The sequence below is a fragment of the Lactivibrio alcoholicus genome (genome assembly GCF_055390895.1).
This window is the reverse complement of the sequence record NZ_AP042471.1, coordinates 1,633,915-1,648,342: the sequence shown is the minus strand read 5'-3', so window position 1 is coordinate 1,648,342 and position 14,428 is coordinate 1,633,915. Positions and strand designations below refer to the sequence as shown.

Genomic DNA, 14,428 nt, shown 5'->3' with positions numbered 1-14,428 from the left:
GCGAACGACAGGGAGACATCCCGCCCGGAATGCGGTTCCGCAAGGGTCGGCGCGCCGCGCCTCCTCATGCTTCCTCACATGCACATCCCGGACATGGGCTTCCCTCCTTCGTGACGAACGTGATGAAACCTGTTCGATTATAGCCGAAGCGGTCGTTTTCACAATCCGCGCCCCTTGACGCGCATAATAATGCGCATTACACTCCGTTTGCTGGGGCGTGATGGAGATGAGCGCGAAAAAAGATATTCGGGTCTATCCGGCGCTGCTTTCGGAAGAGGGCCAATATGTCAACGTGCGCTTCCCGGATCTGCCGGGATGCAACACCTTCGGCGAGGGGTACGCCGATGCCGTCGCCAGCGCCAGGGACGCGCTGGGAGGTCACCTTCTCTGCATGGAGGACGATCACGACGACATTCCGTCGCCGACACCCCTGAACGAACTCCGGCCGAAGAAAGGCGAAATCGCCGTTCTCGTCGACGTTCGTCTGGACATTCTCCGCGGCGAGGACTCCAACAAGTCCGTCAGCAAGAACGTCACGATTCCCAAATGGCTCAACCGCCTCGCGATGGATTCGAACGTCAATTTTTCCAGCACGCTGCAGGAGGCGTTGCGGGAAAAACTCGGACTGTGATCCCCCGTCGGAATGTCCACAAAAAGGAGCGCCTCTCGCGGATCGCGGCGAGGGGCGCTCTTTCATTCTTCTGCCCGGCGAAAGTGCGGGCCCGTATCTCTTTTTCCCGGACTGTAATAGTCGTGACTGAATCTTCGTGCTAGACTTTCGTTCGTATGGTTCCGCCTCGGTGCGTGCGTCCGGAACCCCCGCGGCGAGCGACGCGCCGGGCCGAGTGACGCGCCCCGGCCTTCGGTCGTGACGGAGGTCCGCGATCATCCGCGCGATACATGTTCCGCGCGGAAACACAGAAAAGTTTTCGGCTTTTCCGCTTGACTCTGACACGATGTCAGGGTGCATATTTATCGAAATCGGGGATTGTGTTCTTTTTCGTCAGACTGCCCTTGCGGCGATGGGAGATGATTCGGGTGAGACTCACAGACGGAACGAAGCGGTCCTACCGGCATTGCATTCTATTCGGCGTCGCGCTCGCGCTGCTGTCCGGCTGCGCGTCCGCAGGCGACGCGAAGACGTGGACGGTGACGACGACCGAGGATTCATCCATACACTCCGGGGCATTCCGGTACATTCTGGCGAACGCGGGGAACGGGGACACCATCACATTCTCGAGCACCGGTTCGACGCTCACGTCGCAGCTATATATCAGGAAAAATGTAACGATCGAGGGGCCGGCGACCATCCGGCAGACGGGATACCAGCACCGCATTTTCGTGGTGAACGACGGCGTTACGGCTGCGCTGAAAAACCTCATGCTGAAGGGTGGCGTCTCGTCGCACGGCGGAGCGCTGTGCAACTACGGCGACCTGACGATGGAAGGCTGCACCCTGACCGGAAACTCCGCGTGGATTCAGGGCGGCGCCGTTCTGAACGGCGCGACGCTGACGATGAAAAACTGCACGGTCTCGGAGAATGCTTCCGCCGAAGCCGGGGGCATCATCAATTTCGACGTCCTGAAGATGACGTCGTGCACGATCGTGAGAAACATCGCGTCGGGGTCGTGCGGCGGCGTGTTCAGCTACGGAGAGACGCAGATGAAAGACTGCGTCGTGGAACATAATTCGGCGTCCGGCTGCTGCGGCGGCGTTTCTCACGCCAACGGGACGCTGAAGGCCGAGGAGTGCGCGATACGGTACAACCTCGCGGGCGGCGACGGCGGCGGAATCGGAAACAGCGGCGTTCTCGAGATGAAGAAGTGCTCGATCGCGAACAACGACTCCGGAGGAAAGGGCGGCGGCATCTATCTCCCGCCCGAAAAATACGGCGAATCCGGGACCGTCACCCTGACAGACTGCGCCGTCACGAATAACGCAGCTTCGTCCGGCGGAGGCGTCTTCAATTCCGTCGGCCGGGACAACTGCTCGCTCAAGGACAAGACTGCCGTGAAAAACAACACGCCGGACCAGATCTCGGGCCCCTACAAGGCCGACAGCAATTGCACGATCGGGACGAACCCGAACAGGTCCTCTGCGGCGTTCTCGGGGTATTCCGGCGAGACGGAGCCCGAGCCCCGCTCGATCGTCGGCGACGCGGACGTGACAGAAGTGAAGAGCGCCCTGGCCGACCCGACGAGTGATATCTTCGCGGCCGTGAGGACGGCCCTCTCGAACGACGTCGGCGGGATATCGGGCGACGCGACCGCGTCGCTTTCGGGCATGACGGCGTCGCTGTATTACGCGAACACGTTCGAAAACGTCGCGATCGAGAGTCGGGATCTCGTTGTCGAATACACGGCCTCGTATCCGGAGCGGGTGCGCTACTACGCGCTCTTCTCCCGGGCCGACGGCTCGGGCTTCGACATGCCGGGCAGGGGCGTCCAGTTCGAGCTGCAACCCGGGCAGACGCTCCCCGACGGCGTGACGCCGCCCGATTTCTACGTCCCGGGCGAAGGCCTCATGACCTGGCGCAATGTCGTAACGGACAATGGCTCCTACGACCTTGAACCGACGACCGGAATCGTGACCTTCCGCGTCTGCTCGGTCCGCGCGGCCGAAGCAACCGGCGACACAGGCAGCGGCGGTGGGTGCAACGCCGGCGCGGGAGGGACCGAAGGCGCGTCGCTCGCCCTGCTTTTCGCCGTGCCGCTGCTGTATTTCCCGAATCCAAAAAGAAACGCCCCGAAACGGCGCGAGCGATCGCGGTGAAAAAGTTTTGGGAGATCTCTTGACTCTGCCGTTGTGTCAGAGCGCAAACTGTTTTCAGGCTCCACAAAACGTAGCGGGGAGATGAACGATACATGACACGCAACGACGGTTTCGCGTTTCGGGTTCTTCCGGCGCTCGCTGTGCCCGCCTTGCTCGCGGCGCTTTTGCTGTTCGTCCCGGCGCATCCGGCGCACGCCGTCGTCCGGACCGTGACCGATCCAGGAGACGATCTCGCCAATTGGCCGGACAAGGCGGGAATGTTCCGAACGGTCATCTACGACTGTCAGGACGGGGACGAAATCCGGTTCGCGGATACCGCGAAAACCGTGTATCTCCGGGCGGACGTCTGTTTCACTCCCGGGAGGGCCGTCACGATCACGGGCCCGGCGACGATCACGACCGCGCAGTACTATTCGGGAACCCGCTATTTCGTCGTTCCGAAAGGCGCGACCGTCGTCATGAAGAGCCTGGTGCTCTCGGGAGCCTTCCCGACGAGCGGCTCCGGCGGCGCCGTCAGGAACGAGGGGACGCTGACCATGACGGGATGCGCGATAAAAGACGGCCAGTGCCGGGGCAACGGCGGAGCCATCGACGCGGGCGATGGCTCCGTGACGACGCTGACGAACTGCGTCATTTCCGGCAACAAGCTGCTCAACTACGGCTGCTCCGGGGGCGGCATACACGTGTACAAGGGAACGCTGACGATGACCGGCTGTTCGGTGACGAACAATACGGGCGCGTTCTTCGGCGGCGGCGTCGACTTCCTGGGAACGGCGACGCTGACGAACTGCATCATCGAATCGAACACCGCGTACTCGTACGGATCCGGGGGAGGCGTCTACGGCGGCGGGATCCTGACCATGTCGGGAGGCGCCGTCCGAAACAACTCCTGCGGGCTATTGGGAGGCGGCCTCTGCTTCACGGGGGGGACGGCGACGCTGGCGAGCTGCGCCGTCGAATCGAATTCGGCGTCCCAGTCGACGGGCGAGGGCGGCGGCATCTACAACGGCGGAACAACGCTGACTCTGGTCAAGTGCGCGGTCAAGAACAATACCGCCGGAAAGCGCGGCGGCGGAATCGGAACCTCGGGTTCGCTCTCATTGAAGAACGCATGCACGATCACCGGAAACACGCCGGACAACCTCTACGCCTATTACGGATACACCTCCGACGGAACGAACCAGATCGGGACGTCCCCGAACAAGTCGGCGACGGCGTTTTCGGGCTACTCGGGCGAAACCGAACCGGAGCCCCGCTCGATCGTCGGCGACGCGGACGTGGCGCAGGTGAAAAACGCCCTGACCGATCCGGCGAGCGACGTGTTCCGGGCCGTGTCGGGCGCATTGTCGCAGGATCTCTCCGGGGTTTCGGGCGACGCGACCGCGACGCTTTCGGGCATGACGGCCTCGCTCTATTACGCGAACACGTTCGAGGGCGTCGCCGTGACAAGCACGGACCTCGTCGTGGAATACACGGCCTCATACCCCGCGCGGGCGCGGTACTACGCGCTCTTCGCGCGCTCAGACGGATCGGGGTACGAACTTCCGGACAGGGGCGTGCAGTTCGAACTCAAGCCCGGCGGGACGCTGCCCGACGGCGTGACGCCGCCCGACTTCTACGAAAAGGGCGAAGGGCTCATGACCTGGCGCTCGGTCGTGACGGACGGCGGGTCGTATGACCTCGAACCCGCGGCCGGAATCGTGACCTTCCGCGTCTGCTCGGTCCGCGCGGCCGAAGCAACCGGCGACACAGGCAGCGGCGGCGGGTGCGACGCCGGCGCAGGAGGAAGTTTCGCCCCGCTCGCGCTGCTGCTTGCCTTGCCGCTTACACTCAGGTTCGCGACTTTCGCGAGGATGCGGAGAAATACCCGGCAATAGCCCCGTCGCAGCGGTCCGAAGCGACCTCTCCGCCCTTCATCGGCCTTGACCTTCACACCGTGTGAAGGTGTATTCTCCCGGAGCATTACGATGCGGTATACATCACTTTTTCTACACTCTTTTTTCGACTGGGGATGACGTTTGGTGACACATGGGGTTCGGATCGGAAGGGGCTTTCGGAATCTCGCGGCGCTCGGCATCGGCGCCGCGATGTTTTTTCTCTTCGCAGCCGCCGGCGACGCGAAGACGTGGACGGTGACGACGACCGAGGATTCCGCGACGGATACGGGGTCGTTGCGGTGCATCATATCGAAAGCGGGCAACGGGGACACGATCAGATTTTCAAGCGGCGGGTCGAATATCACAGGTCTTCTGGCGATCGACAAGAAACTCACGATCGAAGGCCCGGCGACCATCAAGCAGGTCGGAGAATACCGCATATTCTCCATTTATCCGAACAGGAGCGTCACGCTCAAAAAACTGACGCTCACCGGGGGCGGACGGTCCATGGAACGCGGCGGAGCGATCTACAGTTCCGGCTCCCTGACGATGGAAGACTGCACGGTCACGGGAAATTCGTCGAGCAAAGAGGGCGGCGGCATTTTCTCCGAGGGAAATCTGACGATGAAAAACTGCACCGTCACGGGAAATTCGTCATCCGTCGCCGCGGGAATCATGAACCGCAAGACCACCTACGGAGCCAAACTCACATTGAAGAATTGCGTGATCGAACACAACACCGCGCACTCCCGTTGCGGCGGCGTCTATAACGAAGGCGCGCTCGAAATCGACGGAGGCGCGATTCGGAACAACATCGGCGGCTCCGCGGGAGACACGGGAATATACAACGCGGGCGGCGCGTCCGCGGAAATCGAGGATTGCGAGATCGCGAACAACACCGGCTGGGGCGGCGCCGGGGGGCTCAAAAACGAGGGAACCCTCGAGATGAAGGGCGGCAGCGTCAGCTCCAACAGCGGAGGCTCCAGCGGCGGCATCGAGAACACGGGATCGCTCAAACTGAAGAAGTGCGCAATCACCGGAAACAGCGCCGGCTGCAACGGGGGCGGCATCTACAATAACGGCGCTTCCATGACGGCGGAAGGCTGCACGATTACGGGAAACAACGCCAAATACTACGGCGGAGGCATCTTCCATCTCGAGGTGCGCTCCGACCCCAACCCCGCCGAGAAGTGCCGGCTCAAAGACAAGACCATCGTGACGGGCAACGGGCCGGATCAGGTCTGGGGTTTCTACAAGGCCGACAGCACCTGCACGATCGGAAGCGCTCCAAACAAGTCGGCGAGGTCGTTTACCGGCTTCTCCGGCGCGACGGAGCCCGAGCCCCGCTCGATCATCGGCGACGCGGACGTCGCGCAGGTGAAAAATGCGTTGGCCGACCCGGCGAGCGACCTGTTCGCAACCATCTCAAACACCATCTCGAACGACATCGGCGGAGCGTCGGGCGATGTGACGGCCGTGCTTTCGGGTGTGACGGCGTCGCTCTACTACGCGAACACGTTCGAATGCGTCGCGGTGACAAGCACGGATCTCGTCGTGGAATACACGGCCTCGTACCCCGAGCGGGCGCGCTACTACGCGATCTTCGCCCGGGCCGACGGTTCGGGGGGCTACGAGCTTCCGACGCGCGGCACGCAGTTCGAGTTGCAGGCCGGCGGGACGCTCCCCGACGGCGTGACGCCGCCCGACTTCTTCGAAGAGGGCGAAGGGCTCATGACCTGGCGCTCGGTCGTGGCCGACGGCGGGTCGTACGACCTCGAACCGGCGGCCGGCGTCGTGACCTTCCGCGTCTGCTCGGTCCGCGCGGCCGAACAGGCCGTCGGCGATACGGGAAGCGGCGGCGGATGCAACGCGGGTGCTTCGGCGGCCGAAGGCGCGCCGCTCGCGCTGCTGCTCGCCCTTCCGTTGCTGCATTTCCTGAATCCGGGAAGCAATGTCCCGAAAGGGCGCGAACGTTCGCGCTGAAAAGGATTCGGGAGACCCCCTGAGTATGCCGTGGAGCCCGAACCCATCCCGCGCCCGGGCTCCACAAAATATGTCGAGGAGATGAATGGATCCATGACACGCAACGATAGGTTCGCATTTCGGTTTCTTCCGGCGCTCGCGCTGCTCGCAGCGCTCCTGCCGTTCGTACCGGCGCATCCGGCGCGCGCCGAAGTCCTCACAGTGACCGATCCCGGCGACGATCCGACCAATTGGTCGTACAAGACGGGAATGTTCCGGACGATCGTCAACAACTGCCGGAACGGGGACGAAATCCGGTTCGCGGACGGCGCGCGAACCGTCTCCCTCCGGGCGGCCGTATCGATCTCTTCCGGGAAGACCGTCACGATCGCGGGACCGGCGACGATCACGGCGCAGTACTCGGGAAGCCGCCTTTTCGTCATCCCGGGAGGCTCGACCGCCGTCATGAGGGATCTGACGCTCTCGGGCGCCTTCCCGTCGGGCGGGTACGGCGGCGCCGTCGACAACGCCGGGACGCTGATTATGGAACGATGCGTCCTCCAGAACAACCGGTGCCGCGGCAACGGCGGCGCAATCGCCGCGGACGCCGGATCCGTGACGACGCTGACGGACTGCGTCATTTCCGGCAACACGCTGCTCAACAGCTCCTACTCCGGAGGCGGCGTCTACGTGTCCAACGGGACGCTGACGATGACCGGCTGCACGGTGAAGAACAATACGGGCGCGCTCTTCGGCGGCGGGGTCGCCTTCTCGGGAACGGCGACGCTGACGAACTGCGTCGTCGAATCGAACACGACGGACTCCTATGGGGACGGGGGAGGCGTTCACGGCAACGGAACCCTGACCGTGTCGGGAGGCGCCGTCCGAAACAACGCCTGCGGATATCTTGGGGGCGGCGTCTGCTTCACGGGGGGAACGGCGACGCTGACGAACTGCGCCGTCGAATCGAATCGGGCGTCCCAGACGAAGGGCGAGGGAGGCGGCCTCTACAACGACGGAGCCGCAGCGACCCTGGCCGGAAGCGCGATCCGGAACAACTCCGCCGGAAAGCGCGGGGGCGGCATCGGAGGCGGCGGCTCTCTCTCGCTGAAGAGCGCATGCACGATCGCCGGAAACACGCCGGACAACATCTACGTCTACAACGGATACACCTCAGACGGAACGAACCAGATCGGAAGCGCCCCGAACAGGTCCGCCACGGCCTTTTCCGGCTATTCCGGCGCGTCCGAACCGGAACCCCGGTCGATCGTCGGCGACGCGGACGCAGCCAACGTGAAAAGCGCCCTGGCCGATCCGGCGAGCGATCTGTTCGCGGCCGTGAGGACGGTCCTGTCGCAGGATCTCTCCGGGATTTCGGGCGACGCGACCGCAACGCTTTCGGGCATGACGGCGTCGCTCTATTACGCGAACACGTTTGAGGGCGTCGCCGTGACAAGTACGGACCTCGTCGTGGAATACACGGCGTCCTACCCCGCGCGGGCGCGCTACTACGCGCTCTTCGCCCGGGCCGACGGGGCGGGCTACGAGCTTCCGGACAGGGGCGTGCAGTTCGAGCTCAAGGCCGGCGGGACGCTGCCCGACGGCGTGACGCCGCCCGACTTCTACGAAGAGGGCGAAGGACTCATGACCTGGCGCTCGGTCGTGACGGACAACGGGTCGTATGACCTCGAACCCGCGACCGGCGTCGTGACCTTCCGCGTCTGCTCGGTCCGCGCGGCCGAAAAGGCGATCGGCGATACGGGCAGCGGCGGCGGGTGCAATGCAGGCGAAGGGACAGGCGTCGCGCAGCTCGCGCTGCTGCTGGCCCTGCCGCTGCCGGCGTTTGCGCGATCGCGACGAAACGCCCGGAAATAGCCTCCAACAGGCCGCGAAAGCCTTCCCGGATCGGCCTTGACCTTCACATCGTGTGAAGGTGTATGCTTTTGAAGCATTACGATGCGCTTTTTATCAATTTTTCCATACTCTTTACTCGAACGGAGATGAATCGGTTGAACCATGCAGTTCGGATCAAAGCAGGGAGGCGCGTTTCCGCAGCGATCGGCGCAGCGGTCGCGCTGGTTTTCGGTTGTGCGGCGCTGTGCGACGCGAAGACGTGGACGGTCACGACGACCGCCGATTCCGCGACGGATGCGGGATCGATCCGGTACATCGTTTCGAAGGCGGGCAAGGGCGATACGATCAAGTTCTCGAGCGGCGGCGCGACCCTCACGAACTACCTGACGCTTGACAAGAAGCTCACGATCGAGGGACCGGCGACGATCGGACAGACCGGAGGGAACCGCATCTTCTACATTCCCGCCGGCGGAAACGTCACGCTCAAGAAACTGACCCTCACCGGGGGCGGGAGAGATATGGGGGAAGGCGGAGCGATCCGCAACGACGGCTCCCTGAAGATGGAAGACTGCACCGTTACAAAAAATCGCGCCGCATTCGAAGGCGGCGCCATCTTCTCCCAGGGAACGCTGACGATGGAAAACTGCGTGATCGAGAACAATACGTCGGGCTACAGCTGCGGCGGCATTTGGAACACAGGGAAACTCGAAATCGACGGAGGCGCGATTCGGAACAACGCCGGCGGCAGCGGAGGGTGTTCCGCGATATACAACGCGGGCGGCGCGTCCGCGAAAATCAAAAACTGCGAGATCGCGAACAACACCGGCAGCGGGGGTCCCGGAGGAATCAGCAACGGGGGGACTCTCGAAATGAGCGGGTGCACCGTCGCATCCCACAGCGGAATCAGCAGCGGCGGCATCGAGAATACGGGAACGCTCAAACTCAAGAACTGCTCCATTACCGGGAACCGTTCCGGCTGCAACGGGGGCGGCGTTTACAATAACGCCGGAGTCCTGACGGCCGAGACATGTCTGATTACGGGCAACAGCGCCCAATACCGGGGCGGCGGCATCTTCCATCTCTACGGGCTCTCCGACCCGAACGCCGCCGGGAAGTGCCGGCTCACGAAAAAGACCGTCGTGACGGGCAACGGACCGGACCAGATTTCCGGCCTCTACAAGGCCGACGGCGACTGCACGATCGGGAGCGCTCCGAACAGGTCGGCGAGGTCGTTTTCCGGCTACTCCGGCGCGTCCGAACCGGAAGCCCGGTCGATCATCGGCGACGCGGATGTCGCGCAGGTGAAGGACGCCCTGGCCGATCCGGCGAGCGGCCTGTTCGATTCCGTGATGACGGCCCTCTCGAACGACATCTCCGGGATTTCGGGCGACGCGACGGCCTCGCTTGCGGGCATGACGGCGTCGCTCTACTACGCGAACACGTTCGAGGGTGTCGCGATCAAGAGCCGGGATCTCGTCGTGGAATACACCGCGTCCTACCCCGCGCGGGCGCGATACTACGCGCTCTTCGCGCGGGCCGACGGTTCGGGCTACGACATGCCGGACAGGGGCGTTCAGTTCGAGCTGCAACCCGGCCGGACGCTCCCCGACGGCGTGACGCCGCCGGACTTCTACGAAGAGGGCGAAGGACTCATGACCTGGCGCAATGTCGTGGCCGACAACGGATCGTATGACCTCGAACCGGCCGTCGGAATCGTGACCTTCCGCGTGTGCTCGGTCCGCGCGGCCGAAACAGCGGTCGGCGATACGGGCAGCGGCGGCGGGTGCGACGCCGGCGCTGCGGCGGGCTCCCTACCGCTCGCGCTGCTGCTTGCATTGCCGGTTTTCCTGACGAGACGATAGCGTTCCGGGGGGAGACGCGCCCGATGCGCGTTTCCCCCGATGTCCGGACAAAAACTGGTATCACTCAAATCCACTCCGCAGCCGAAACAGAATACAGTTACGAGACTCCTCGCAACGATCCCATCTCATCGCCAAACAAGGAGAGATTGCTCTATGCGTTTTCGATCCGCTTTCGCGTGTCCGCTTCTCGTCGCCGTCCTTCTGCTGTCCTCGGTTTCGTCCGGAATGACCGCGGAACTCGTCGCGGCTCCAATGAACCCCGCGTTCGTGAAATACATGGACGACGTTCGGGCGAAGCACGCCCTGCCCGTCACGGGCGATTCCGAACACTCCACGGGATACATCCCCGCTCCGATCGATCTGTCTCACGTGAAAGGCCGCTCCGCCGCCGCACGGGCGGGCGCGCCCATCCCCGCTTCGTACGACCTCCGCGCCCTCGGACGCGTGACGCCGGTCAGGAACCAGAACCCCTACGGGACCTGCTGGACCTTCGCGACGCTCGGATCGATCGAATCGTTCCTGCTGGGGTCGGTGGCCGCCGAAAGCCGCGACTTCTCCGAGATGCACCTCGCATGGTACGCCTATACGGGAGACGGCTCCTTCACGAAAAAGGTTCTGCCGGCGGGAGACGATCCGACCCTCGATCAGGGCGGAAACCTGTGGAAGTCGACGGCATTGCTCGCCCGCCGAACCGGCCCCGTCGACGAGGCCGACTGCCCGTATTCGACCGTCGAACGCCCCTCGGGACACTGGTCGAACTACGCGACCCGGAAGCACCTGACGGACGTGAACTACCTTGCTTGGACCACCGGCAAGACGAGCGACGCCGACATCAAGAGCGCCCTGATGACATCGGGCGCCGTCGCGGTCGCGTTCCGGTGGGAGTCGAAATACTACTCCGCCGCGAACGGGACGTACTACTACGACGGCGCGGGCGGTTCCAACCACGAAGTCCTCGTGGTCGGCTGGGACGACGCGTTCAGCCATGACCTCTTCAGCCCCGACGCGGGGACGAACGGCGCGTGGATCGTGAAGAACAGCTGGGGGACCGGATGGGGCGACGGCGGATACTTCCATCTTTCGTACAACGACGCGTCGCTGTGCGACGGAGCGGTCTTCATCGCGGGCCCGACGACGGAATCCGATGCCGTCTACAACTACGATCCCCTGGGATGGGTCGATGCATTGGGCTTTGGAACCACACCCACGGCGTGGTTTTCGAACGTCTTCACGGCCGGGAGCGGGCGCGGGAGCAAACACGCGACGCGCGAAGACCTGACGGCCGTGAGCTTCTACACGGCGACGGCCGACGCCGCGTATGAAATCTCCGTCTACACGGGCGTCGCCGCGGGCGACCCCGTTTCCGGAACGCGCGCGATCGGCCCGTTCGGCGGAACCATCGCCGCCCCAGGCTATCACGTCGTCGCGCTGCCGTCGCCGGTCACGCTGACAGGCGGGCAGCGCTTCTCCGTCGTCGTGAAGCTCACCACCCCAGGGTACGGATACCCCATCCCCGTGGAGTACGCGTACCCCGGGTACAGCGACACGGCGCGGGCGAATACCGGGGAAAGCTTCTACAGTTCTTCGGGAACGACCTGGTACGACCTCACCACCTATAACGCTACCGCGAACGTCTGTCTCAAGGCGTTCTCGAAGACCGTCACGCTGACGCCCACGCCGACCCCGAGTCCGACGCCGACCGCCACGCTGACGCCGACGCCGGCCCCCACCTCGACGCCGATTCCGAGTCCGACGCCGAGCCCTGCGCCGACGCCGTTCACGATCCCGGCTGATCCGTCCGGCGACATCCCCGACGCGGCCGCGCTCGAAGAGGCGCTCGCCGTCCTCGGCATCCGCGCCTCCGACCTGAACATCCTGAAAAGCGTCATCGAATGGCTGCCGGAATCCGACCCCGACGCCGTCCGCCCCGGAGCGCAGGATCTCCTGAACGATACCTACGCGCTCACTGAGTTTCTGGGGAAGTTGCTCATCGAAGCGAACCCGGACCTCGTCGCGAAAATCGAACAGGGGGCGCTCCCGCGGGACACCTTCAACAGGGCCCTCTACACCGTCGCGGTCTATCTTCAGGAAGTTCTTTCGTCCGCTGCGGCGCGCGGCGCCGCAGCGCCCGGGCGCGGCGCGGCAACGAGCCTTTCGGAGATCCGCTCCCGCGGCGGCGTGGTCGAGATGACGCTCGCGTCGGGATCGAAACAGGGCTCCTTCACGGCGACATTCCCGGACGCACCGCACGCGGGTGAAACCGGTTGGCGGACGCACCGGCTCGTGCTGCTGCTCAATCGCGGCTCGAAGAAGTGGGAGCGCGTCTTCACGGAGACCGACTCCGGGACGCAGTCCCGCGAAGCCGCGGCAGCGTGCGCAGACGGACAGGGCGTCGACATCACCGTCACGGACGGGCTTTCGTATGACTGGAACGAGACGGCGGGCGTCGTCCGCGTCGCGGTGACCGTCATGGCCATCGGAATCCCCGACGGCGCGCAGGCGCCGACGCCTCAGGCCCGCGCGACCGGCGGCGGGGGCGGATGCTCCGCGTCGGCAGTCGCGCCGATCGCGCTGTTGCTGATCGTCCCGCTGTTGCTGACCGGAAAACGCCGCTCCTGACGGACCCTCACGTAAGAAAACGCCCCGTTAGCCGCAATTGCGGTTAACGGGGCGTTTTTTGCTTTCCGGCGCATGATTCGATGACGGAAAGCGTCTTCCGTCAATACCCGATTTCGCGCTGGTGCCGCACGGCGACGATCAGGGCGATATTTCCGTCGTAGCGGGAGAGAAGAACATAGCCGCTGTCGCCGTCTGTACGCGACGTCTTCCGTTTCATGCAGCGCCGGTTTGTTTGTGATATGTTTTCCACAAACTCTTGCCGGGATATCCCGCGCGTTCCCGCTTGGGGAAGTGTAATTGTCGCGAGTCGAAACGGGAGCATTCCATGCATAAAACCGGTCGGGAACGCCGTCTTGCTCGGCGATCCTCCAATGGCTCCCGCCCGGGGCGGAGGTGCGTTCGACATGAACCGCGGAAAAAGCGAACTACTCGGAAACGAAGAAGCCTCTATGGACCTTCCGTCTGATTATGCGGAACTGCTGTCTTCCGTGAAGGAACGCGTGCGTTCGGCGCAGTATGCGGCGCTGAAAGCAGTCAATGTGGAACTGGTGAGCCTTTACTGGGATATCGGACGGATGATCGTTGAAAGGCAGAAGGGAGAAACCTGGGGGAAGTCCATCGTCGAACAGCTTGCCGGCGATTTGCGGCGGGAGTTTCCCGGCGTCGGAGGTTTCTCGGCTTCAAATCTCTGGAGAATGAAGGGGTTCTATGAGACATACAGGGACGCTGAAAAACTCGCACCACTGGTGCGAGAAATAGGCTGGAGCCACAATCTCGTCATTCTGGAGCGATGTCCCGACACGTTGGAACGAGAGTTCTACATCCGCATGACCCGCAAGTTCGGCTGGTCGAAAAATGTGCTTCTCCACCAGATCGAAAACGGGAGCTACGAAAAATCCCTTCTCGGTCAGAGCAATTTCGACCGGACGCTTTCGCCGAAGTTGCGCGCCCAAGCCAAGCTCGCGGTGAAGGACGAGTATACGTTCGACTTTCTCGAACTGGGAGATGAACACAGCGAGCGGGAACTGGAGCGGGCAATCATTGCGAGAATCGAAGACTTCCTGCGGGCCATGGGCGGGATGTTCGCCTTTATGGGCAGTCAATACAGGATTGAGGTCGGAGAAAGAGAGTACTTTATCGACCTTCTTCTCTTCCATCGACACCTGCGATGTCTCGTCGCCATCGAACTCAAGATCAGCGAATTCCAGCCGGAATTCGTCGGCAAGATGCAGTTCTATCTGACCGCGCTGGACAAACAGGTTCGCCGGGAGGATGAGAACCCCTCAATCGGAATCATTCTCTGCAAGGAGAAGAATCGCACCATCGTCGAATATACGCTTCACGACGCCCGAAAGCCCATCGGCGTCGCCACCTATGAGATCACTCGAAAACTCCCGCTGAATCTGAGAGGACAGTTGCCGTCGCCCGAAGAAATCTCCCGGCTTCTCGAGAACATCGAAATGTGAAACGCACATCCACAAT

The 14,428-nt window shown here is 63.3% G+C and carries 8 protein-coding genes; all 8 read left to right on the top strand.

Annotated elements, in window-relative coordinates; all coding sequences use genetic code 11:
- Positions 1–226 precede the first annotated feature (226 nt).
- The 8 genes from ACZ5IU_RS07625 to ACZ5IU_RS07590 all read left to right on the top strand — a co-directional run bounded on the left by ACZ5IU_RS07625 (position 227) and on the right by ACZ5IU_RS07590 (position 14,412).
- Positions 227–631: a type II toxin-antitoxin system HicB family antitoxin gene (locus tag ACZ5IU_RS07625; RefSeq protein WP_464421596.1), complete on the top strand. Its 405-nt coding sequence runs from the start codon at positions 227–229 to the stop codon at positions 629–631.
- A 407-nt stretch (positions 632–1,038) separates the two neighbouring features.
- Positions 1,039–2,772 carry a right-handed parallel beta-helix repeat-containing protein gene (locus ACZ5IU_RS07620; RefSeq protein ID WP_464421595.1) on the top strand — a complete coding sequence of 578 codons (1,734 nt, stop codon included), beginning with the start codon at positions 1,039–1,041 and terminating at the stop codon, positions 2,770–2,772.
- Positions 2,773–2,864: 92 nt separating this feature from the next.
- Complete coding sequence (locus ACZ5IU_RS07615; protein WP_464421594.1) at positions 2,865–4,649, top strand: right-handed parallel beta-helix repeat-containing protein; 1,785 nt, start codon at positions 2,865–2,867, stop codon at positions 4,647–4,649.
- Positions 4,650–4,793: 144 nt separating this feature from the next.
- Complete coding sequence (locus ACZ5IU_RS07610; protein WP_464421593.1) at positions 4,794–6,632, top strand: hypothetical protein; 1,839 nt, start codon at positions 4,794–4,796, stop codon at positions 6,630–6,632.
- 93 nt (positions 6,633–6,725) lie between these two features.
- Positions 6,726–8,486 (top strand): right-handed parallel beta-helix repeat-containing protein, encoded by a 1,761-nt coding sequence (locus tag ACZ5IU_RS07605; RefSeq protein ID WP_464421592.1) that lies wholly within the window; start codon positions 6,726–6,728, stop codon positions 8,484–8,486.
- Between the two features lie 134 nt (positions 8,487–8,620).
- Positions 8,621–10,327, top strand: coding sequence for a right-handed parallel beta-helix repeat-containing protein (locus ACZ5IU_RS07600; protein ID WP_464421591.1), 1,707 nt, complete (start codon positions 8,621–8,623; stop codon positions 10,325–10,327).
- 153 nt (positions 10,328–10,480) lie between these two features.
- On the top strand, positions 10,481–12,946 hold the full coding sequence (locus ACZ5IU_RS07595) for a C1 family peptidase (protein WP_464421590.1): 2,466 nt from the start codon (positions 10,481–10,483) through the stop codon (positions 12,944–12,946).
- Between the two features lie 404 nt (positions 12,947–13,350).
- Positions 13,351–14,412: a PDDEXK nuclease domain-containing protein gene (locus ACZ5IU_RS07590; protein ID WP_464421589.1), complete on the top strand. Its 1,062-nt coding sequence runs from the start codon at positions 13,351–13,353 to the stop codon at positions 14,410–14,412.
- Positions 14,413–14,428: the final 16 nt, after the last annotated feature.

What these genes read in the sequence shown, in the direction of transcription:
- ACZ5IU_RS07595 (WP_464421590.1), top strand. Translation starts at nt 10,481, where the DNA reads ATGCGTTTTCGATCCGCTTTCGCGTGTCCGCTTCTCGTCGCCGTCCTT.
- ACZ5IU_RS07615 (WP_464421594.1), top strand. Translation starts at nt 2,865, where the DNA reads ATGACACGCAACGACGGTTTCGCGTTTCGGGTTCTTCCGGCGCTCGCT.
- ACZ5IU_RS07605 (WP_464421592.1), top strand. Translation starts at nt 6,726, where the DNA reads ATGACACGCAACGATAGGTTCGCATTTCGGTTTCTTCCGGCGCTCGCG.
- ACZ5IU_RS07590 (WP_464421589.1), top strand. Translation starts at nt 13,351, where the DNA reads ATGAACCGCGGAAAAAGCGAACTACTCGGAAACGAAGAAGCCTCTATG.
- ACZ5IU_RS07625 (WP_464421596.1), top strand. Translation starts at nt 227, where the DNA reads ATGAGCGCGAAAAAAGATATTCGGGTCTATCCGGCGCTGCTTTCGGAA.